At 68.9% G+C, this 21,852-nt stretch carries 20 protein-coding genes; 10 read left to right on the top strand and 10 right to left on the bottom strand.

The genetic code is table 11. The features are described 5' to 3' along the window. Window positions 1-91 precede the first annotated feature (91 nt). A complete protein-coding gene (locus tag VFS34_14815) occupies window positions 92-559 on the bottom strand; it encodes a DUF2383 domain-containing protein (GenBank protein ID HET9795724.1) in 468 nt (155 codons plus the stop codon). 4 nt (window positions 560-563) lie between these two features. Next, the gene (locus VFS34_14810) at window positions 564-1,010 is read right to left on the bottom strand and encodes a DUF2383 domain-containing protein (protein HET9795723.1); all 447 of its coding nucleotides are present in this window, start codon (window positions 1,008-1,010) and stop codon (window positions 564-566) included. 113 nt (window positions 1,011-1,123) lie between these two features. Here VFS34_14810 and VFS34_14805 point away from each other — a divergent pair, with 113 nt between their 5' ends. After that, entirely contained in the window at window positions 1,124-1,366 is a 243-nt protein-coding gene (locus VFS34_14805; GenBank protein HET9795722.1) for a hypothetical protein, read from the top strand. A 196-nt stretch (window positions 1,367-1,562) separates the two neighbouring features. Here VFS34_14805 and VFS34_14800 read toward each other — a convergent pair whose 3' ends face one another. After that, window positions 1,563-2,180, bottom strand: a complete 618-nt coding sequence (locus tag VFS34_14800) for a DedA family protein (protein HET9795721.1) — start codon at window positions 2,178-2,180, stop codon at window positions 1,563-1,565. A 153-nt stretch (window positions 2,181-2,333) separates the two neighbouring features. On the opposite strand from VFS34_14800, the gene VFS34_14795 reads away from it, so the two are divergent. Beyond that, on the top strand, window positions 2,334-3,209 hold the full coding sequence (locus VFS34_14795; GenBank protein ID HET9795720.1) for an MBL fold metallo-hydrolase: 876 nt from the start codon (window positions 2,334-2,336) through the stop codon (window positions 3,207-3,209). Between the two features lie 131 nt (window positions 3,210-3,340). On the opposite strand, the gene VFS34_14790 is transcribed toward VFS34_14795, so the two are convergent. Then, a complete protein-coding gene (locus VFS34_14790) occupies window positions 3,341-3,880 on the bottom strand; it encodes a hypothetical protein (GenBank protein HET9795719.1) in 540 nt (179 codons plus the stop codon). A 162-nt stretch (window positions 3,881-4,042) separates the two neighbouring features. Between VFS34_14790 and VFS34_14785 the strand changes: the two genes are divergently transcribed. After that, complete coding sequence (locus tag VFS34_14785) at window positions 4,043-4,399, top strand: DUF202 domain-containing protein (GenBank protein HET9795718.1); 357 nt, start codon at window positions 4,043-4,045, stop codon at window positions 4,397-4,399. 79 nt (window positions 4,400-4,478) lie between these two features. On the opposite strand, the gene VFS34_14780 is transcribed toward VFS34_14785, so the two are convergent. The 3 genes from VFS34_14780 to VFS34_14770 all read right to left on the bottom strand — a co-directional run bounded on the left by VFS34_14780 (window position 4,479) and on the right by VFS34_14770 (window position 6,893). Beyond that, window positions 4,479-4,952 carry a hypothetical protein gene (locus VFS34_14780; GenBank protein ID HET9795717.1) on the bottom strand — a complete coding sequence of 158 codons (474 nt, stop codon included), beginning with the start codon at window positions 4,950-4,952 and terminating at the stop codon, window positions 4,479-4,481. 81 nt (window positions 4,953-5,033) lie between these two features. Then, window positions 5,034-6,104, bottom strand: coding sequence for an Mrp/NBP35 family ATP-binding protein (locus tag VFS34_14775; GenBank protein HET9795716.1), 1,071 nt, complete (start codon window positions 6,102-6,104; stop codon window positions 5,034-5,036). 51 nt (window positions 6,105-6,155) lie between these two features. Beyond that, window positions 6,156-6,893 carry a lysophospholipid acyltransferase family protein gene (locus tag VFS34_14770; GenBank protein ID HET9795715.1) on the bottom strand — a complete coding sequence of 246 codons (738 nt, stop codon included), beginning with the start codon at window positions 6,891-6,893 and terminating at the stop codon, window positions 6,156-6,158. A gap of 47 nt (window positions 6,894-6,940) precedes the next feature. Here VFS34_14770 and VFS34_14765 point away from each other — a divergent pair, with 47 nt between their 5' ends. The 6 genes from VFS34_14765 to VFS34_14740 all read left to right on the top strand — a co-directional run bounded on the left by VFS34_14765 (window position 6,941) and on the right by VFS34_14740 (window position 13,181). After that, complete coding sequence (locus tag VFS34_14765) at window positions 6,941-7,762, top strand: ABC transporter permease (GenBank protein ID HET9795714.1); 822 nt, start codon at window positions 6,941-6,943, stop codon at window positions 7,760-7,762. Window positions 7,763-7,800: 38 nt separating this feature from the next. Beyond that, window positions 7,801-8,595, top strand: a complete 795-nt coding sequence (locus VFS34_14760) for an ABC transporter ATP-binding protein (protein ID HET9795713.1) — start codon at window positions 7,801-7,803, stop codon at window positions 8,593-8,595. Further along, window positions 8,592-9,791: an MlaD family protein gene (locus VFS34_14755; GenBank protein ID HET9795712.1), complete on the top strand. Its 1,200-nt coding sequence runs from the start codon at window positions 8,592-8,594 to the stop codon at window positions 9,789-9,791. The genes VFS34_14760 and VFS34_14755 overlap by 4 nt, the downstream gene beginning before the upstream one ends. Then, the gene (locus VFS34_14750) at window positions 9,788-10,735 is read left to right on the top strand and encodes an NAD-dependent epimerase/dehydratase family protein (protein ID HET9795711.1); all 948 of its coding nucleotides are present in this window, start codon (window positions 9,788-9,790) and stop codon (window positions 10,733-10,735) included. Before VFS34_14755 ends, VFS34_14750 begins: the two co-directional genes overlap by 4 nt. A 19-nt stretch (window positions 10,736-10,754) precedes the next feature. Continuing rightward, window positions 10,755-12,053 carry a UDP-glucose/GDP-mannose dehydrogenase family protein gene (locus tag VFS34_14745; protein ID HET9795710.1) on the top strand — a complete coding sequence of 433 codons (1,299 nt, stop codon included), beginning with the start codon at window positions 10,755-10,757 and terminating at the stop codon, window positions 12,051-12,053. Between the two features lie 165 nt (window positions 12,054-12,218). After that, window positions 12,219-13,181, top strand: a complete 963-nt coding sequence (locus tag VFS34_14740) for a UDP-glucuronic acid decarboxylase family protein (protein ID HET9795709.1) — start codon at window positions 12,219-12,221, stop codon at window positions 13,179-13,181. 95 nt (window positions 13,182-13,276) lie between these two features. Here the strand turns inward: VFS34_14740 and VFS34_14735 are convergent, their stop codons facing one another. Then, on the bottom strand, window positions 13,277-14,242 hold the full coding sequence (locus VFS34_14735; protein HET9795708.1) for an FHA domain-containing protein: 966 nt from the start codon (window positions 14,240-14,242) through the stop codon (window positions 13,277-13,279). After that, entirely contained in the window at window positions 14,242-17,094 is a 2,853-nt protein-coding gene (uvrA, locus tag VFS34_14730) for an excinuclease ABC subunit UvrA (protein ID HET9795707.1), read from the bottom strand. Before uvrA ends, VFS34_14735 begins: the two co-directional genes overlap by 1 nt. A 143-nt stretch (window positions 17,095-17,237) precedes the next feature. Here uvrA and VFS34_14725 point away from each other — a divergent pair, with 143 nt between their 5' ends. Beyond that, complete coding sequence (locus VFS34_14725; GenBank protein ID HET9795706.1) at window positions 17,238-18,338, top strand: Ig domain-containing protein; 1,101 nt, start codon at window positions 17,238-17,240, stop codon at window positions 18,336-18,338. 9 nt (window positions 18,339-18,347) lie between these two features. On the opposite strand, the gene VFS34_14720 is transcribed toward VFS34_14725, so the two are convergent. Continuing rightward, a complete protein-coding gene (locus tag VFS34_14720; GenBank protein HET9795705.1) occupies window positions 18,348-21,773 on the bottom strand; it encodes a sialidase in 3,426 nt (1,141 codons plus the stop codon). Window positions 21,774-21,852: the final 79 nt, after the last annotated feature.

Raw genomic sequence — 21,852 nt, 5'->3', positions numbered from 1 at the left:
CCCTCCTTACGGCGGAGGAATATACATCAGCGCTCGGGGGCGGCGCGCGTTGCGAGGGCCGACGGCGAGAACGGGCGCTCGCCCCGCTTCGTCAGGGTTCGGGCGATCGTTCGTTCCAGGCACAGACGTTCCGAAGCTGCGCCGGAATCAGAGAGCCGAAGAACGCCTCCCGCGCGAATCGGTCCACGCGGTCGAGCGCCTCGCGATAGCTCTTCAGGCCCATGCGTTCCCGCTCGCGGAGGCTCATCCACCCGGAAGGGCCGTTCGCGATCGAGCCGGTCACGTCCGACAGTTTCGACCACGAATCCGCGGGGGGCGCCGAGGTTCCGGCGTCGCCGCAGAGGCGAGCGATCTGGCGGCGGAGCTCGGCGGCCTGGGTGGCGTGCCGTTCCGCGATCGCGGTCAAGCGCCGCCCGAGGACGGCGTCGTTGACGTCGCGACTCGCCGTCCGGTACAGGTTCACGGCGGCCGATTCGGCGGCGAGAAGGGAACGCAGCTGGCGCACGGTGTCGTCGATTCCCGAGGTGGAGATGGCGGCGCGCGGCTCTCTCGTCTTCATGGGGTCACGCGCGGTCGATCATCGCGTCGAGGATGTCGATGTGCCGCTGCTGCGCCGGAACCATCGTCTCGGCGATCAGCTGCCGGCACGATGCGTCCACGTCCTCGAGCGCGTCCTGGTAGTCCTTGAGCCCATGCTCCTCCCCTTCCTTCAACGCCTTGAGCGCGGACGCGTCGCCGAACAGGGAAGAGACGCCCTGCACCGTCTTCGCCCAGGCGCCCCACGCGCCGGAGGAATCGTCGGCCTCGCCGCCCATTCGCCGGATCTCCTCGCGCAGCTTCTGGGCATGTTCGCCGTGCTCGCGGGAGATCTCGCGGAGACTGGCGAGCTCGGTCGCCCGGTCGCCCTCCACCTTGTCGATCGCGATCCGGTAGGTCTCGGCCGCGGAGATTTCGCCGCGAAGCAGAGAATTCATTTGCTCGACCGCCGTGCCGGTCATCGTGTCGGCCATTCGTGGTTCCCTCCGGGCGAACGCTTTGCAACAACCGTTCCACCGAAAGAACGAGATTTCCCGGGGAGAAGCGCGGGCTCGCGAATTGCAGTCGCGTTCTTTCGGAGGCGCGCATGAGGCACCCCACCATCACCCTGGAGGACTTCACCGGAATGGCCGCGGGGCGCGATGTCGAGGACGGCGTCGTGGAATCGTGCCCGCGCTGCGGAAGAAACGGCGTGTTCCGGCACGACCCCGCGGCGGACTACGTCGTCCACGTCCAGATCCTCGAGATCTTCGGCGACGGCATGCGCGACCAGCCGCGCGACTGCTGCACGCTCCTGACGGGGAGGGAACAGGGAGACGGGAGCTCATAGTCCCGCCCGTCGCGCCTCGTGCCGGCGAGCCTTCTTCCAACAATACACGGGTTTGCGGGAACACGGGTCGAGCCGCTCCGCGCGAGGGGCGCTGGCGGGGGCGACGCCCCCGCGGTCTTCCTCCGGGCGCCTCTCACCTCCCGATTTCACGTTCCGGAAAGATCCCGGCGCCTGCAATCCGCGAGCCGACGCCCGGTCAGCGGGCGCGGCGGGCCGACGGGCGCGGGCGCGGGGATGGGCCCCTGCGGAAGCGCATCCAGAGGAAGGCGAGGATCGCGAGAGCGACGACGAGCAGGCCGAGGCCGGCGAGGCCCGCGCGATGAACGACTTTCTCGGCGTTGCGCCCTCCCCAGTAGCCGAGGAGAGTCGAAAGGGAACCCCAGAGGAGTCCCCCGGCCAGGTTCCACGGCAGGAACCGCTCGTACGGCATCTTCGCGGCGCCCGCGGCGGCCGGCATGATCGTGCGCAGAAACGGGGTGAACCTCCCGACCAGGACGGCGATGCCGCCCTTCTTCAGGAAGGTGCGCGCCCGGCTCCAGTTCCGGTCCCGGCGCCGGCGTTCGAAGAAACGCGCATTCCGGCCGAGGAAATAGCCGGCCGAGTCGCCGCACCAGGCGCCCGCGACCGCGGCCGCGAGAGCGGCCGCGAGCGGAACGCGTCCATGCGAAGCGATGACGCCCCCGAGGATCGCCGCCACTTCGCCCGGCACGAGGAACCCGATGAGGAGCGCGGATTCGGCGCCCGTGAGGAGGAACACGGCCGCGACACACCATCCGACGGGAATCGAGAAAAACGCGGCGATCAGTTTCTTCACGAGCGGGCTTCAGGGTAGCAAGAAATCGGCCGGCGAACGTCGGGTGCGATACTCGGCGCGATGGGGGCGCCCTTCGACGGACGACGGTATTCGAACCCGAGCCCCGGCGCGGATGCCCGCCACCGCGCGGCTTTTCCGAATTTTCTGAAATGGATGCTGACCCGCCGCCGCGGGCGCTGGAAGCCGTGGACGGACGCGCCTCCCGCCGCGCCGCCGGAGGACCGCGTCGTGGCGCCCCGCTGGCGCGCGACGTTCGTCAATCACGCGACCGTCCTCCTCCAGGGGGCCGGCGTCAACGTTCTGACGGATCCCGTCTGGTCGGAGCGCGTCTCGCCGGTTCGATTCGCGGGCCCGCGGCGACACCGGCCGCCCGGGGTCCGCTTCGAGGACCTTCCCCCGCTCGATCTGGTGCTCGTCTCGCACGACCACTACGACCATTTCGATTTCCCGACCGTCCGGCGCATCGCGCAGGCGCATCCGAGCGCCTTTTTCGCGACTGGACGGGGCAACGGGAGGCGTCTCGCCGCCCTCGGCGCCCGCCGCGCCGCCGAGCTCGACTGGTGGGAGTCCGCCGATCCCGCGCCGGGGCTGCGCGTGACCGCGGTTCCCGCTCGCCACTTTTCCGGCCGGACCTTGCTCCGCGACCGGACTCTCTGGGCCGGCTTCGTGGTGTCGAACGAAGCGGGGAGCGCGTATTTCGCCGGCGACTCCGGTTACGGGCCGCATTTCGCCGAGATCGGCGCGCGCTTTCACCGGATCGCCCTGGCGGTCCTTCCGATCGGCGCCTACCGGCCGCGCTGGTTCATGCAGCCGATGCACATCTCCCCCGCCGAGGCGGTTCGCGCCGCGCAGGACCTCGGCGCGAGGGCCGCGATCGGAGTCCATTTCGGGACGTTCGAGCTCGCCGACGACGGCGAGGAAGAGCCGTTGCACGAGCTCCACGACGCGCTGGCGGCAAGCGCCGGCGCGCCGCCGTTTCGCGCTCTCGGATTCGGGGAATCGTGGGACGTGCCGACCGGAAGGGACTGAGGGGGGTCGAAAAAACCGAGAGGCCGGCCGACGCGCCTCCGTCAACCGGCCTCTCCCTCATCAACCCGGGTGGAATCGATGCGAGAATCGCGCCAACCGCCTCGACGGGTTTCGGCGTGACGGCATTCTTCTCATCGGGATCCCCGTCGCGAGTCGCGGACGCGGTGGAAGGAATCGCGGACCGCTTCCCGGACGTCGACCCAGCCCGGCTCCTCCGGCGGACGGCGCGCCTCCCAGCGGCGGGCGAGCTCGGTTTCCACGTCTTCGAACCGCCGGTCCCGGAACTCGAGGCCGGCGGCCTCCTCCCATCCGAAGCGGTACCCGGGCTCGATGTGCTCGTACGGTTTTTCCGCCCGGTAATACGGACGCCGCCGGTAGTTCTCCCGCCAGTAGTCGCCCTCCGCGACCGGATCCAGATCCTCGCCCGCTGCGAGTCCGCCCGCGCCGACGGCTTCTCCGCGATCGATCCCGAGACCGGTCGCGGCCCCCGCCGCGATCCCGACGAAAGCTCCCTCGGAGTCGCCGGTCGAGGCCTCGGTCTCCGAAGCGTCGACTCCCGCCGCGTCGGTGCTCATTCCCTCGCGCATCGCCTCTTCCGGATCGTGGTCCATGACCGCGGGATCCGGCCGGAACTCCGACGCATCCACCCATCTCCCGTCGCGTTTCGCCATCGATAACCTCCTCGCCCGCGCGGCCGAGCGAGGGCTTCCCCGAAAAGGAGCAAGACCCGTACCCCGGAAGATCGCCGGAATGGCTCCCGGCTTGCATTTTTTCCGGCCATGCCCGAGCCGTCGTCCACGAAAGTTCCCGGGCCGCCGCCGGAAAAGAGGGCGGTGGAATACCTCTCCAACGAACGGACCTTCCTCGCCTGGATACGCACGAGCATCGCCGTCATCAGCCTGGGGTTTCTCGTGGCGCGCTTCTCGTTGTGGCTCCGCGAGCTCGGCCAGCAGCTCTCCCGGCGTTTCGTCTCCTCGCGCTGGAACACCTCCCTCCCCATGGGCGAAAGCATGATGCTTTTCGGAGCGCTGCTCGCCGTCCTCGCGGCCTGGAGGTACCACGCCGTCAACCGCGCGATCGAGAGAGGGGTCGTTTCGGCCGATCGCTGGCTGGTCGCCGGGGTGACCGTTCTTCTCGTCGCTCTGACGGCCGCAATGATGGTCTACGTCGCGACCGCTTCGGGCCCGTGATCGGCGATTCCGCGACGGGCGACGGCAGACGGGAACGGGTGAGAACCGATCCGGAACGCGCGAGCGGAAACGGCCGGGCTCAGATCGCTTCGACGACGGTTCCCGGAAGCGATCGAGCGCACCAGACGCACGCGAGGACTCCCCGGGATCGGAGCGCTTTCGAAAGGCTCTTTTCCGAAACGCGGACCGCCGCGCCGCAGCGGGCGCAGTTGCCCACGAGAGGGTACGCGCGAGCGGGGACCATCCGCGCCCGCATCGCCACGAGAAACGGCCCCTCGCGGCGCCCCCGCGGCTCGAGACCGGGCGCCGAATACGCGACCCTCCGCAAGAGGCGCCGGATCTCCTCGCCCCCCATCTCGAATCCCTCCTCCGCGGCGATGGCGCAACGCTTCAGGACGTCCCGCAGGATCTCGTCGTCGCCGGCGAAGAGGGCCGGTCCCTCCGCCGCGTCGAACGCGATCACGCCCCGAGCCCACGCGGAGAGGTCTTCCGGGGAAATTCCTCCGGCGAGTCTCAGGAGGAGGCGCTGCTGGAGATCGCCGGCGTCGACCATCGATCCAGTCTAAACCGGGCCGAACTCTCCCGCGGCCGCCCGCGCCCGTCCTTCCCCGGGGAATCCGTGCGGATCGCCGCCTCACCCCGCCAGGGTTCGCGCGATGTTGTCCGCCAGGGCCATGTACGCCTCGGTCGCGCGGGACTTCGGCTCCGCGACGACGATCGGCGTGCCCGCGTCTCCCCCGGCGACGATCTTGGGGTCGATCGGGATCTCGCCGAGGAAGGGAACGCCGAGCTTCTCCGCGGTCCGTCTGCCCCCCCCGTGCTTGAAGATCTCGTCGCGGTGTCCGCAGGAGGGACACTCGTAGTAGCTCATGTTCTCGACGATCCCGAGGAGCGGGACGTTGACCTTCTCGAACATCGCGAGACCCTTCCGCGCGTCGATCAGCGACACCTCCTGCGGCGTCGTCACGATCACGGCGCCCGAGAGCTGGATCTTCTGCGTCAGCGTCAGCTGCGCGTCTCCGGTTCCCGGCGGGAGGTCGACGAGCAGGAAGTCGAGCTTTCCCCATGCCACGTCCTGCAGGAACTGCTCGACGGCCTTCATCACCATGGGGCCGCGCCAGATCACGGGCTGATCGACGTCCATCAGGAACCCGAGGGAGATCACCTTCACCCCGTGGCTCTCGATCGGGACGATCTTGTCCTCCTCGTTGACGTACGGCTTCTGGGTGATCCCCATCATCATCTGCTGCGACGGCCCGTAGATGTCGGAATCCATGAGACCGACGCGATAGCCGAGCCGGGTGAGCGCGAGCGCGAGGTTCGCGGTGACCGTCGACTTCCCCACGCCTCCCTTTCCGGACGCGACCGCGACCTTGAAGCGGACGTCCTTCAGGAGCTCGCCGGACGGGATCGGCGCCGGCCGCGCCCCCGCCGGGGCGGCCATCCCGGGGGCGCGCGCGTCGAGCGCGATCGTCACCGCCTGGACGCCCGGGAGCGACCGGAGCTTCTCGGTCGCGTCGCGCTTGATCTCCTCGGCGACGCGGGGGGACTCGGTCGTGATCTCGAGGCGGAGCGAGACGTTCCCGCCCCCGACCGCGAGATCCTTCACGAATCCGAACGACACGATGTCCCGGGAGAGCCCGGGGAACTTCACGGTCCGGAGAGCCTCCAGGACCTGCTTCTCATCGACCTCGGCGGACGTCAACGCGGCCTCCTCGCGAAAACTCGATGATAGCGGCTTTCGGAGAACGCGAGACTAGGCCGATGGCGCGCCGGCGAGAGCCCGGGCGCGCTGCCTCAGGGTTTCGATCGCGCCGCGGCATTCCTCGAGCAGCGCGTTCCGGTCGGAGAGAGGCCTCCCGTCGACGGCGATCGGCTCCCCGATCACGACCGCGACCGGGCCGGGCGCGAGCCGGAAGCCGCCGCGCTGCTGGATCGCGAAGGTCCCGCCGATTCCGACCGGAACGATCGGCGCGCCGGTCTTGAGCGCCAGGAGTACGCCCCCCTTCTTGAACGGGAGCAGCTCCCCGGTGCGGGTGCGCGTCTGTTCGGGAAAGACGATGACGCGCATGCCGGCGCGGATCCGGCGCGCGGCGACGTCGAGCGACTCCGCCGCGCGGCGGCGGTCCTCGCGATCGATCGCCACGAACCCCGCGGCCGCCATCGACCAGCCGAGCACCGGAATCGAGAAAAGGCTCTTCTTCGCGAGGAAGCGGAGGCGGCCGGGAAGCGCCGCGAGCAGCACGAAGATGTCGAAGAGCGACTCGTGATTGGCGAAATAGAGACACCCCGGGAGGGGTTCCGCCCGGTCGGCGCCCTCCGTTCGCCAGGAAACGCCCGTCGCCTTCAGGACGGTTCTCGCCCACCCCCGGGCGAACGGAAGGAACCAGTCGCCTCGGGGAGGAATGAACGCGGCGAAGATCGAAGGAATCCCGAAGGCCAGCGTCGCGACGACGATCACGATCCAGGCCCCGAGCGAGCGGAGGAACCGCACGCGCCGGATCTTAGCGCGGCGCATGCATTTGATACGATCGCCTGCCGATGACGGCGCCGAGCGAAACCACCGTTTTCTATCGCAACCTCCGGTGGCTGCGGTTCGTCGACGCGTTCGGGCGGCGCGGGTCGGGGGCGCTCGACTATCTCGGCGGGATCGCGGAGATGACCTTCCAGGCCGTCGCCGGGGCGTTCCGCAAGCCGTTCTACGCTCAGGAGATCGTGCACCAGATGGACGAGAGCGGCGTGAAGTCGCTCGGCATCACGAACGTCACGGCGCTCTTCACCGGAATGGTGCTCGCGCTGCAGACCGCCTATTCGCTCGCCGCCTTCGGCGGAAAGCTCTTCATCGGCCGGGTCGTCTCCCTCTCGCTCGTGCGGGAGCTCGGGCCGGTCCTGACCGCCCTGATGGTCGGGGGACGCGTCGGCGCCGGCATCACGGCCGAGATCGGCTCGATGACCGTCACGGAACAGGTCGACGCGCTCCGCGCGATGGCCGTCAACCCGATCAAGCGCCTCGTCACGCCGCGGCTGATCGCCGTCTTCTTCATGCTGCCGATCCTCACGGCGCTCGCCGACCTCCTCGGGATCCTGGGCGGGCTCCTGATCGCCGTGACCGAGCTCTCGATCACCGCGTCCTTCTACTTCAACAGCATCTGGAACCAGCTCCGGATCTCCGACATCGCGAGCGGCCTCGGGAAGTCCTTCTTCTTCGCGACGGAGATCGCCCTGATCGGGTGCTACAACGGCCTGAACGTGCGCGGCGGCGCGGCGTCGGTCGGGACCTCGACGACGCGCACCGTGGTCGCGGCTTCGATCTCGATCCTCGTCTCCGACTTCTTCCTGACGAAGCTGTTCCTCGCGCTGTGACGAACGACGCCGCTCCGCATCCCGCGCCCGGATCCGCCGTGGACCTCGTCTCGGTGCGGAAGACCTACGAGGGCCGGGCGGTCCTCGCCGGCGCTTCGCTGACCGTCCTGAGCGGAGAGACCATGGTCATCCTCGGTCCGTCCGGAACGGGGAAGAGCGTGCTCCTGCGCCACATCAACGGGCTCACGAAACCGGACTCCGGCCAGGTGTTCGTCTGCGGCCGCGACATCGTCCCCCTCTCGGAAGAAGAGCTCGTCGAGGTTCGCCTGCGCGTGTCGATGCTCTTCCAGGGAGGCGCGCTCTTCGATTCCATGAACGTCCTCGACAACGTCGCGTTCCCGATGCGCGAGCACACCGAGATGACGCCGAAGGAGATCAAGGACCGGGTCGCCGACAAGCTCGCGATGGTCGGTCTTCCCGGCACCCAGAAGAAGATGCCGTCGGAGCTCTCCGGCGGGATGCGCAAGCGCGTAGCGCTCGCGCGGTCGATCGCGCTCGACCCCGAGATCATCCTCTTCGACGAGCCGACGACCGGCCTCGACCCGATCAATTCCGAGAAGATCAACGAGCTGATCGACGATCTCAACGAGCGCCTCAAGGCGACGTTCGTCGTCGTGACCCACGACATCGTCTCCGCGCGCGTGATCTCGGACCGCGTCGCGTTCCTCCACGGCGGCACGTTCGAATTCGTCGGCACGTTCGCCGAGGCCGCGCAGGGCGGGCATCCGATCCTCTCCGACTTCTTCCGGTCGCAGGGATTTCCGGCGGGCACCGAGACCGCCGCGATCGCCGCGTCGGCCGCGCGTTCGACCGGCCGGGGAGAGCCCGCATGACGGCGCCGGGCGAGATCGTCCGCCGGCGGTTCCGGGTGGGCCTCGTCGTCTTCGTCGCGCTCGTCGCGTTCGCGATCGGCATCTTCATGGTCGGGCAGCGGGCGAGCCTCTTCACGCGGAAGGTGGACTACCGGATCCATTTCCAGTCGGCCGCGGGCCTGACGACCGGAAATGCGGTGCGGCTCTCGGGCGTGACGGTCGGAAACGTCACGGAGGTCGCGCTCTCCGAAAAACCCGGAGACAGCACCGTCACGGTCACGGTATCGATCGAGCGCCGGATGGCCTCGCGCATCCGCACCGACACCACCGCTTCGATCAAGACGATCGGGCTCCTCGGCGACAAGTACATCGAGCTGATCGGCGGCTCTTCGGAAGCGGCCGAGATCGCGCCGGGCGGGGAGATCCCCCCGGCGAGGGAAGCGGGGATCGAGAAGCTCCTCGCCGGCGGCGAAGGCCTCCTCGGGGACCTCACCGAAATCGCCCGGTCGCTCAAGGTCATCCTGGGAAGGACCGAGAAGGGCCAGGGCCTCCTCGGCGAGCTCACGAGCAACTCGGACGAGGGCAGGAGCATCGGGACGAACCTCAACCAGACGCTCCACCAGCTCTCGGCGACGCTCGAGAAGATCAACTCCGGCCGTTCCTTCGCCGGAAAACTCCTCGCGGACGAGCGCTACGGGCGGGAGACGGGCAAAGCGCTCCAGAACGCGATCGGCTCCGCCTCGCGCGCCTTCGGCGTGATCGCCGACGACCTGCAGAACGGCAAGGGCGCGCTTCCGGCGCTCATGGCCGACCCCGAGGGAAAGAAGAAGGTCTACGGGCTGATCGACAATCTTTCGGCGGCGGGGGTCTCCCTCGCGCGCGCCTCCTCGGACCTCGACCGCGGCAAGGGCCTCCTTCCGGTTCTCCTCCACGACGAAGCATTCGCCGCGGACTTCCGGCGGCACCTGACGAACCTCACGATGCACCTCGACTCGATCTCCGAAAAGCTCGACCAGGGCGACGGGTCGATCGGAAAGCTCATCAACGACCCCGCCCTCTACGACGCCGCCAACGACATCGTCGTCGGCGTCGACGAGTCGAAGCTCCTTCGCTGGCTGGTCCGGGACCGCCAGAAGAAGGGGATCGAGAAGCGATACGAGCGCGAGTCCGCGAAGGCGAAGGCGGGATCCTCCACTTCCGAGCCGCCGCCCCCGTGAAGATCCTCGTCACCGGAGGCGCCGGCTTCATCGGCTCGCAGCTCGTCGACCGGCGCCTCGCCTCCGGCGATCGCGTGACCGTGATCGACGATTTCAACGATTACTACGACCCCGCGCTGAAGCGGGCCAACGTGGCGCCCGCGCTCGGCCGGCCGGGGTACCGGCTCGTCGAGGGCGACATCCGCGACCGCGAGCTCGTCTTTTCGCTCTTCCGGGAGGGGGAATTCGACGCCGTCGTCCACCTGGCCGCACGCGCGGGCGTCCGGCCCTCGATCCAGGATCCCGTGCTCTACGAGGAGGTCAACTGCGTCGCGAGCATCCATCTCTTCGAAGCCGCCGCGCGGTTCGGAAAGCCCCGATTCGTGTTCGCGTCCTCGTCGTCGGTGTACGGCGTGAACTCGAAGCTCCCCTTCTCCGAGGAAGACCCGATCGCGCGCCGGGTCTCCCCCTATGCGACGACGAAGCGCAGCGGCGAGCTCCTCGCGTTCAACTTCCACCATCTCGAGGGGCTCGACGCGTTCTGCCTGAGGTTCTTCACCGTCTACGGGCCGCGGCAGCGCCCCGAGATGGCGATCGCGAAGTTCACGGAAGCGCTCGAACAGGGCCGCGAGATCCCGTTCTTCGGCGACGGCTCCTCCCGCCGCGACTACACCTACATCGACGACATCCTGGACGGCGTCGAGGCGGCGATCGAGCGCTGCCGGGGATTCGAGATCGTCAACCTCGGCGGCGCCCACCCGATCTCGCTCGCCGAGCTCGTCGAGCTGCTGGAGCGCGCGACCGGACGCCGGGCGCTCCTCCGGCGTCTGCCCGACCAGCCGGGCGACGTCCCGGCGACGTACGCCGACGTCGACAAGGCGCGCCGACTCCTGGGCTTTTCCCCGAAGGTGCCGATCGCGGAGGGCCTCGCCCGCTACGTGGCGTGGCGCCGACGGCACGCCTGAAGGTCTTGCGGAGAGCACGATGAACATCTGCATGGTCGGCACCGGTTACGTCGGCCTCGTCACGGGCACCTGTCTCGCCGATTTCGGGATGAACGTGATCTGCGTCGACGTGGACGAGGCGAAGATCCAGGCGCTCCAGCGCGGCGAGATCCCGATCTACGAACCGGGCCTCGAAGAGCTCGTCATGAAGAACGAACGGGCCGGCCGGCTCTCGTTCTCGACCGATCTCAAGGGCGCCGTCGAGAACTCGCTCGCGATCTTCATCGCGGTCGGGACCCCGCCGCTCCCCGACGGATCCGCGGATCTCTCGTACGTGCGGCAGGTCGCCGAATCGATCGCGGACCATGCCAACGGCTACAAGGTCGTCGTCACCAAGTCCACGGTTCCCACCGGAACCGGGAAGATGATCGAAGAGATCCTGAAGGGGAGGAACGGCGAGCACGAGTTCTCCGTCGTGTCCAACCCGGAGTTCCTCCGGGAAGGCTCCGCGGTCGCCGACTTCCTCCGCCCGGACCGCGTCGTGATCGGCACCCGCGACCAGCGGCCGGTCGCGATCATGAAGGAGATCTACTCGCCGCTGTATCTCCTCGAGACGCCCATCATCGTCACCGACGTCGAGTCGGCGGAGATGATCAAGTACGCGTCCAACGGATTCCTCTCGGTGAAGATCTCGTTCATCAACGAGATCGCGTCCCTGTGCGAGCTCGTCGGCGCCGACGTCCACGCGGTCGCGCGCGGGATGGGCCTCGACAAGCGGATCGGCCCGAAATTCCTCCATCCCGGTCCGGGCTTCGGCGGCTCCTGTTTCCCGAAGGACACGCATGCGGTGGCGGACCTCGCCCGGAAATTCGGCGCCCGCTTCGAGATCATCGAGGCCGCGATCACCGCCAACGAGAAGACGAAGGCGCGGATGATCGAGAAGATCGAGGCGGCGGCGGGACCGCTCGCGGGCAAGACCGTCGGCGTCCTCGGGATCTCGTTCAAGCCGGCGACCGACGACATCCGGGAGTCCGCGGCGCTCCGGATCATCCGGGACCTCCAGGAACGGGGGGCGCACGTCCGGGCGTTCGACCCCGCGGCGGTCGAGAACGCGAAGAAAGTTCTCTCGGACGTCGTCTACGGGCGCGACGCCTACGACTGCGCCGCGGGATGCGACGCGCTCGTCCTCGTCACCGAATGGAACGAGTTCCGCGCGCTCGACTTCGGAAAGCTCGAGAAGGCGATGCGCGCCCGCGTCCTCGTCGATCTCCGGAACGTCTACGAACCGGAGGAAGTGCGGGAGCTCGGGTGGGTGTATTCGGGAGTGGGAAGAGGCTGAGAGTCGCCGCGGACGGAAGCCCGGGTTTCGAAGAGGGCGTCCCGGGATCCGGCTCTGGAATCCTCCGCCGGCCGCGACCCGCGCCCGGCCGTTCCCGATGAAGGGTTTTTGCTATTCTTCCGGACGAACCGCGGAAACCGCGGGGACAGCCTGAAAGGACGGAGGATGCGGATTCTGGTCACCGGCGGAGCCGGGTTCCTCGGCAGCCATCTGTGCGACCGGCTCCTGCGCGAGGGGCACGAGGTCACCGCGATGGACAACCTCATCACGGGGAACACGCGGAACATCGCGCACCTGATCGGACGCCGGGACTTCACGTTCATCCATCACGACGTCACGAACTACATCTACGTGGACGGGAAGCTCGACGCGGTCCTGCACTTCGCCTCCCCCGCCTCCCCGATCGACTACCTCGAGCTGCCGATCCAGACGATGAAGGTGGGGGCGCTCGGAACCCACAAAGCGCTCGGTCTCGCGAAGGAAAAGAAGGCGCGGTTCCTCCTCGCCTCCACGTCCGAGGTCTACGGCGACCCGCTCGTGCACCCCCAGCCGGAGACCTACTGGGGCAACGTCAATCCGATCGGGCCCCGCGGCGTCTACGACGAGGCGAAGCGTTTCGCCGAGGCGCTCACGATGGCCTATCGCCGGAGCCACGGCGTCGACACCCGGATCGTCCGCATCTTCAACACGTACGGCCCGCGAATGCGGCCCAAGGACGGCCGCGTCGTTCCGGCTCTGATCGGACAGGCGATCGCCGGCGAGCCGATGACCGTCTTCGGCGACGGGTCGCAGACGCGGTCGTTCTGCTACGTCGACGACCTGATCGACGGGATCTACCGTCTGCTGATGTCCGGCGAGCCCGACCCGACGAACATCGGGAACCCCGCGGAGATGACCGTGCTCGAATTCGCGAAGGTGATCCGGCGTCTCACCGGGACGGCGTCGCCGATCGTGTTCCAGCCGCTCCCGACCGACGACCCGAAGGTCCGGCAGCCGGACATCGCGAAAGCCCGCCGCGTCCTCGGCTGGGCGCCCCGCGTCCCCCTCGAGGAAGGCCTCGCGAAGACGATCGAGTATTTCCGGGAACTCGCCACGGGGACCGCCCCGGCGACCGCCGCCGCGGGCTGAGCGCCGACGGGCGGAGAGCCCGGCGGCGGCGAGCGCATCCTGAAACGGACGTGGCGCCGCCGTCGCGGATGACCGCCGATCGACGCGTCGGAATTTCAGGCCGCGACGACGCGCGACTTCGAAACTCTGTCCGCCAGCCCGCGATGCTCCCGATCGAACACGACCGTCAAAGCGAGCAGGCCGGCGGTCGCCAGGTAGAGAACCAGGATCGCGAGGCGGAGAAACGCGCGCCCGCCCCCGACGAGCCCGCCGTCCACGGAGACGAGGCGAACGCCCGCGGAGCGCTGCCCGAGGGTGGCGCCGCGGCCGCACCAGCCGCTCAGGTAATACACGATGATCGCGCCGGCCGCAGCCGCTCCGCAGAAGCCGACGAGCGCCCAGAACGCGAGCCCGGAACCGGCCCGCTCGCGCAGGGCGCCGTGGGTGAGGATCGCGATCAGCGCGGGGACCGAGCACACGAAAGCGATCGCCGCCGACAACAGGAGGTCGGCGGCCGCCGACGCGATCCTCGCGCCGAGCGGCGCCGGCTCGAACGCCTCGATGCGCGCCTCCATCTCGGGCGGCTCGTCCCCCTCCTCGTGCATGACGAAGTCGTCGAGCGAGCGAGGGCGCCGGCGCGGCCGTTCGGCGGGAACGGCCGGCGCGGCCTCCGCCGCCGCCGCGCCGACGGGAAAGAACCGCGTGGCGGTCTCGGTGGGACGGGGGGCCGCGCCCGGGAGCGTCGCGATCATCGCCGTCCTCGCCTCCACGTCGGGAGGCGGGATCACGGTGAACGTCAGCGTCGCGCTTCCGAGCCCGATCGTGTCGCCGTCGGAAACGGCGGCCTGTCCGGCGACACGCCGGCCGGCGACGAAGAGCCCGTTCGAAGAGCCGAGATCCCGGATCACCGCCCGCCCTTCGCGGAGCGTCAGGAGCGCGTGAGAGCGAGAGACCGTCTCCTCGTCGACCCGGACCCCCGCGCTGTGGCTGCGCCCCAGGACGACGTCCCCGTCCGAAACCGGGATCTCGCGCGCCGCGTGGCGCAGCACGTACGACCACCCCTGGCTCCGCGCCAGCGCCATCAGCGGGGGACCCGCCGCGCGTTCGGGCCCGTCCGCTCGGCGGGAGCCCTGCCGGCGAGATGGCGGCCCGTCTCGCTGAGGGGAGAGCGGGCGATCTCGCCCGGCGTCCCTTCGGCGACCATCTCTCCCCCCCGGTCGCCGCCGCCGGGCCCGAGGTCGATCACCCAGTCGGAGGCGGCGATGAAGTCGAGGTGGTGCTCGATCGCGACGACCGAGTGCCCGCGCGCGATCAGTTTCCGGAACGTCGCGAGGAGCACGTCGACGTCTCCGGAATGGAGCCCGGTCGTCGGCTCGTCGAACAGGAAGAGGTTGCCGCGCGGGGAGCTCTTCTCTTCGAGGAACGACGCGAGCTTCAGGCGCTGCGCCTCGCCCCCCGAGAGCGTCGACGTGGGCTGCCCGAGCGGGAGATACGCGAGGCCGACTTCCGCCAGCGGCGAGAGCCGGCGGGTGACCTTGGGCAGATCGGCGAAGAAGGCCGACGCCTCGGCGACCGTCATGCGGAGCACGTCATCGATGTTCTTGCCGCGGTATCGTATCGCGAGGACCTTCGGGCTGAAGCGCCGGCCGTCGCACCGGTCGCACGTCACGACGACGTCGGCCAGGAACTGCATGTCGATCGTCGTCACGCCCGTCCCCTGGCACGCCTCGCACCGGCCCCCCGGAGTGTTGAAGGAGAAATCGCGCGGCGTCACGCGGTTCGCCCGCGCGCGCCCGGTCGCCGCGAACGCGTGGCGGATCTCGTCGTACGCCTTCGTGTAGGTGACGGGGTTCGAGCGCGCCGAGCGTCCGAGCGGCGACTGGTCCACGAAGAGCACGTCGGAGACGTGATCCAGCCCGCGGATCTCGTCGACCGCGCCGATCTCGACCGCCGCCACTCCCTTGACCCGCCGCTGGTAGACGTGGAAGAAGCAGTCGCGCAGGAGGGTCGACTTCCCCGATCCGGAGACGCCGCTCACGGAAACGAGTCGGCCGAGCGGGAGGCGCACGGTGAGGTTCTTCAGGTTGTGCTCGCGCGCGCCGACGATCGTGATCGCCCGGTCGTGTCCGCGGCGGAAGGGGACGACGTTGCCCGCCGCCGGCGCCGCGCGTTCGCGGCGCCGGAGCGCGGCGGCCGTCCGGTTCTGGGCGACGCGGCGGAGCGCCGCGGGAGTTCCGGAGAACAGGAGCTGTCCGCCCCGGGCGCCCGCTTCCGGGCCCAGATCGATCACCCGATCGGCCGCCGCGATGACGTCGGGATCGTGTTCGACGACGACGACGGTGTTTCCCCGGTCGGCGAGCTTCCGGAGGATCGACAGGAGCAGCCCCGTGTCGCGGGCGTGCAGGCCGATCGTCGGCTCGTCGAGGACGTAGAGCGTGTTCGTGAGCGCGCCCCCGAGCGCGCAGGCGAGACCGATCCGCTGCGCCTCCCCTCCCGACAGCGTCCGCGCCGCCCGGGAGAGCGTGAGGTAATCGAGGCCCACTTCGTTCAGGTACCGCAGGCGCGAACGGATCTCGCCGAAGATCGAGGAGAGCGATTCCCGCTCGCGCGCCGAGAGCTCGACGCGGTCGAACCAGGCGGCGAGCTCGCCGACCGGCATCTCGTTCAACTCGGCCATCGTCTTCCCGCGGAATCGCACCCAGGCCGCTTCCGGCACGAGGCGGCCGCCGCCGCAGGCGGCACAGCGCGTGTACGCCCGGTAGCGGGAGAGGAGGACGCGGACGTGCACCTTGTAGCGCTTCGTCTCCAGCCATTCGAAGAAACCGGAGATCCCGTAGAACTTCGCGTTCCCCTTTTCGACGAGCGCCCGCTCGGCCGCGGAGAGCGACGAGAACGGCACGTGCCGGCGAAGCCCGATCTTGCGGCCGGCGCGGAAGAGCTCGTCGTAGGCCGACTCGTACGCGGGGGTGTTCCACGGCGCGACCGGGCGCTCGTCGAGGGTCAGGTCGCGGTTCGGGATCACCTTGTCCCAATCGATGCCGATCACCCGGCCGAATCCCTGGCACGCCGCGCAGGCCCCGAGAGGCGAATTGAACGCGAAGAGCGCGGGCGTCGGCTCCCGGAACTCCCGGCCGCACTCCGGGCAGAAGAGGCCCCTCCGGAAGGTCTTCGTCTCGATTCCGTCCGGACGGTGGATTCGCGCCCGGAGCGTCCCCGCCATCGCGAACGCCGCCGCCACCGCGTTCTCGATCTCCGGCCCGTTCTCGGGCGAGATCGCGAACCGCCCGACGACGACCGGCAGCACGCCCCCCTCTTCGCGGAGGGCGGCGATCCCGTCCGGCTCCGCCGGGAGCTCGACGACCTCGCCGGCCGGTGAGAGCGCCCGAAAGAAGCCGGCGCGCCGGAGCTCGGGCAGGATCGCTTCGACGTCGCCGGCGGTTTCGCCGGCGGCGACCGGAGCCACCAGCGTCACCCGGGTTCGATCGGGGAGAGACCGCAGCGCCGCGGCGGCGAAATCGATCCCCCCGCGTTTCGCGGCCGCGCCGTCGTCCGGGCAGACCGTCTCGCCCCCGTGAGCGAAGAGGAGCCGCATCGAGTCGGCGATCTCGGTCTGCGTCCCGACGGTCGACCGCGCGTTCGTGACGCCGTTCTTCTGCTCGAGCGCGATCGCGGGCGGCACCGGCTCGATCGAGTCGACGTCGGGACGGTCGAGCCGCTCGAGGAACTGGCGCGCATAGGTGGACATCGATTCCGCGTAGCGCCGCTGTCCTTCGGCGTAGAGCGTGTCGAACGCGAGCGAGGACTTTCCGGAACCGGAGACCCCGGTGACGACCGTGAGACTCCCCTGCGCGATCTCGACCGAAATGTTCTTCAGATTGTGGGTCCGCGCGCCGACGATCGAGATCGGTTCCCGCGGTCCTTTGGGTGCGCCCATGGAACTCCCTGGCCGTGTCAGGCCAAACAGGCATTTTCCGTCATCCGCGAAGACCGGTCAAATACCCGCGGGACGTTGACTCTCGCCGGGCCGCGGCCGACAATCCGGGGGAACTCACGGCCTCGGCGCGAGAGGAGAAGAACATGAAACGACCGGCCCCGATCGCCGCGATCCTTTCGGTCCTCATCTGTGCCACGGCGTGGAGCTCATCGGTCCTCATCGACACGGGGGCGCCGGACGGGAGAATGGCCGCCGCGTCGCGCCCCTCCCTGGCGGGCGGGATCGAGATCGAAGCGGCAGACGACTTCCTCGTTCCCTGCGCGACCACGATCGAGAGCGCGACGTTCACGGGGCTCCTTCCGGCCGACGCCACCGCCGAGGAGGTCGTCGTGGAGATCTACCGCGTTTTCCCCCAGGATTCCGATTCGATCCGGACGCCCTCCGTCCCGACACGCGCGAACTCCCCGTCCGATGCGGCCTTCGCGTCGCGCGACAGCGCCGCGGCCGGGCTGACCTTCACGACGACCGTTTTGCTTACGAATTACACCGCCTCCAATTCGGTATTGAACGGCATCAACAAGTCTCCGAACCAGACGACCGGGGGCGAAGGCCCGGTGACGGGCACGGAGGTCGAGTTCGACGTCGCGTTCTCGCCGGGGATCGGCCTGCCGGCGGGACACTATTTCTTCGTCCCTCAGGTTCGGCTGAACACCGGCGATTTCTTCTGGCTGTCGGCGGCGCATCCGGTCGCGTCGTTCACGCCGGACCTCCAGACGTGGATCCGGAACGAGAACCTCGCTCCCGACTGGCTCCGGATCGGGACCGACATCGTCGGCGGGAACCCGGCGCCGGCGTTCAACGGAAGCTTCTCGCTGACCGGGACCTCGACGCCCCTCGCCGTCTCGTCGTCCGCGGGAAATCCGATCGCGGTCGTCCCCGGAACGGCGATCGCACCGGTCACGTTCTCGGCATCCGGCGCGACGCCCCCGCTCACGTTCTCGGAGACCGGAGCGCTCCCCGGCCTTTCTCTGGATTCTTCGACCGGCGTCCTCTCCGGCACGCCGAACGCGATCGGGACCTTTCCGGTGACGATCACCGCGACGGATGCCCTCGGCTGCTCGGGAGACCTCGCGCTGACGATCCGGGTGGAAACCCGTCCGACCGTTCCCGCCGTCGGCGGGACCGGACTCGCTGTTCTCGCGCTCGCCCTGTCGGCGGCGGGAGCGCTCGCGCTGCGGCGTTAGGCGGAGTCCCTACTCGTCCTCTTTCTTTTCCTTCGCCGGCGGAAACTCCGGAAGGACCTCCTTGACGGGAACGATCGCGCCGAATCCCTTCGCTTCCATGGCGCGGTTGAATGCCGGGACGTCGGCCGAAAACACTTCCTCGAACTCCTTCCTCGCGTCGTTCAGGCGGCCGTCGAGAAGCGCGAAGACGTCGCGTTCGGGCTGCGTCGGCCCGAGATCGGCGTTCCCGGAAACGTCGGCGGCGCCGGTCGCCGCCTCGGCGTTGAGCCAGATGAACTTCAGATACAGGCCGAGCGGACCGCGGAACGACTTCTGGTCCTCTTCCGCGATGGTCGGCTGCAGCAGCTCCGCCTCGACCGCGCGCATCTTCTTTCCGAGCGCGTCGGCGGCGTCGACGAGCGCCGCATCCCCGTTCTCGGCGCGGACCATCTTGCGGAATCTCTCCGCTTCGAGCCGGCCCCATTCGAGCTGGTTGATCATCCCGGCGGCGGCGTTCGTGTCCCGATAGATCGCGAGCGAGAACTTCGTGCCCTCCTCGACGTCCGCCGCGGTTCCCCCCGAGTTCGGATCCTTCCGGACCTCGACCGGCGTCGAGTACTCCCGCCCGTCGACGTCGAGCTTGACCGTGTACGTCCCCGGCGGCACGAGCGGACCCTGCGTCGCGTCCTCGATCCCGTAATAGAGGACCGGGCGCCGGTCCTTCCCGACGAACCGTTTCTCCTCCCACACGTGCCGATTCCCGGGCGGCGTCGCGCGGAGCCTCACTTCCCGGAACGGGTCGTACCGGAGATCCCAGTCCACGCGGTTGAAACCCTTCTCGTTCGATCCGCGGAGCGACCGCACCTTGTTCCCCGCCGCGTCGTAGATCCGGATCTTGACGAGCGGCGGCTTCTCCTTCTCCGGGATCTCGTCCTCGCCCTCGTCCTTCTTCTTCGGTTTCGGAACTTCCTTCTTCATCCAGTACGTGATGAAGGCGCCGTCCGGACCGTTCTTGCCGTGAGCGGCGCCCACCGGCGCGTACGCGGGCTGGGAAACGGCACGAAATCGGTACGCCGGGACGGACGGGAAGAGAACCACCGGCGCATCTCCCTTCGGCTCGACCCATCGCTCGAGCGCGGTGACGTCGTCGAGGATCCAGAATCCCCGTCCGTAGGTCGCGACGACGAGATCGTGGAATCTGGGCTCGACCGTCAGCCAGGACACCGGCGCATGCGGGAGCTTCCCCTGGAGCGGCCGCCAGCGCGCGCCGTCGTCGAACGAGACCCAGAGGCCGTTCTCGGTGCCGGCGTAGAGCATTCCTTTCCGGAAGGGGTCCTCGCGCACGACATGGACGTACGAGAGCGGGCTCTTCGGCAGGTCGCCGGCGACCGCCTTCCACGTCTTCCCCCAGTCGGCCGTCTTGAACACGAACGGATTCCGGTCGTCGACCTGGTGGAGATCGACCGAGACGTAACAGGTTCCCTTCTCGTGGGAGGACGGTTCGACGGAACCGACGGTCCCCTTCGGCGGGAGCATCGCCTTCGGAGGGGTGACGTTGGACCAGTGCCCGCCTCCGTCCCGCGTCACCTGGACGACGCCGTCGTTCGTCCCGGCCCAGATCTCCCCCTTCGAGAGCGGCGACTCCGCGATCGAGAACACGACGCCGGCGTACTCGACGGAAAGATTGTCGACCGTGAGGCCGCCCGAGTCTCCCATCATCGACGGGTCATTCGTCGTGAGATCGGGAGAGATCGTCTTCCAGTGCTCGCCGCCGTCGGTCGTCTCGTGGACGTACTGGCTCCCGACGTAGACGGTGTTGTGATCGTGCGGCGAGATGGCGATCGGGAAGGTCCAGTTCATCCGCAGCTTCACCTCGCCCGCGTTGGCGCCCATCGTGCGCTCCGGCCAGACCGACACCGACCGGCTCATCCGCGTCTTGCCGTCGTAGCGCTCGACGACTCCCGCGTAGCACCCGCCCCACACCACGTCCGGATCCACCGGGTCGGGCGTGTTCCACCCGGTCTCGCAGCCGGCGGTCGTCGTCCAGAGGGCGGGGGGAATGCCGTCGCCTCCCGGGTTGCGGCTCGGGCCGCGCATCGACCCGCCGTCCTGCATCTGTCCGTACACCTGGTACGGGATCCGGCTGTCGGTCGCGACGTGGTACATCTGCGCGATCGGGAGGCGCGTCCAGTTCCATTTCTTTCCGCGCGTCGTGGAGATCACGACCCCGATGTCGCTCCCGATCATCATCCGGCTCGGGTCCTTCGGATCGGCCCACATGTCGTGGTTGTCGCCGGCCCAGTCGACCTGGTCGGCGGTCTCCCCGCCGTCGTAGGTCACGCCCATCGAATTCGACGGGAAATAGACCTCGTTCGCGTTGTCCGGCATGACCAGCATCCGCGTGTAGTAGTGCGGGCGCTCGTTCAGGAGACGGCTGCGATTGACGAGGCGCCAGGCATTTCCTCCGTCGTCCGAGCGCCAGAGAGACCCCTTGTCCCCCGTCTCGATCAGCGCGTAGACGCGGTCCGGATCGTTCGTCCCGATCCCGACCGCGATCTTGCCCAGGGGGGGATCGGGAAGGCCGTGCTCTTTGATGCGCTTCCACGTCGTTCCGCCGTCGCGCGAGACCCAGACTCCCGACCCGGGGCCGCCGCTCTTCCTCCCCCAGGTCTTGATGTCGATCTGCCAGGTTCCCGCGAAGAGGACCCTCGGGTTCTTCGGGTCCATCGCGAGGTCGGACGCGCCGGTGTTCTCGTCGACGAAGAGCACCCGCTCCCAGCTCTTCCCGCCGTTGGTCGTGCGATACACGCCGCGCTCGGGCTGCGGACCGTAGCAGGTCCCGAGGGCCGCGACGAAGACGGTGTCGGGATCCCGCGGATCGACGATCACGCGGCCGATCCGTCCCGTTTTCTCCAGGCCCATGTGCTTCCAGGTCTTCCCCGCGTCGGTCGACTTGTAGACGCCGTCCCCGATCGAGACGTTGCTGCGGATGAAGGTCTCTCCGGTCCCGACCCAGACGACGTTCGGATCCGAAGGGGCGATCGCGATCGCGCCGATCGACTGGGCGTCTTCCTTGTCGAAGACCGGCTTCCACTCGTTTCCGCCGTCGATCGACTTCCACACGCCGCCGGAAGCCGCGCCCGCGTAATAGACGTTCGGATCGCCCGGCACGCCGACGACGGCGCTGACGCGGTTGCCCGGAGGCCCGATGAAACGGAACTTGAGTCCCGCGAAGGGGCCGGCCTTCTTTTCAGCCTCCAGCCCCTCGGGAGTCGGTTTCTCCTCCTCTTCCGAAGGCTGCGCCGAAGTCGTCTTCTTCGCCTCCTCGGGAAACGCGCGCTTCGGCTCCGAGGACGGCTCGGAGGAGCCCGGGGATTCCGCGGCGGTCGTCCCGGCGTGCCCGGGCGCGACCATCACCGCCGCCATCAACCAGAGCGCCGCCGCCATCCGTCTCATCCTTCCTCCTGCGTGCCCGCTTCGCGCGGGCGTCCGTTGCTCTTCGGGGAAATCGGTCGGAATTCTACCGGACCTTCCG

Source organism: Thermoanaerobaculia bacterium (assembly GCA_035717485.1).
Classification (GTDB): Bacteria; Acidobacteriota; Thermoanaerobaculia; order UBA5066; family DATFVB01; genus DATFVB01.
This window is presented reverse-complemented; position numbering and strand designations above follow the sequence as displayed.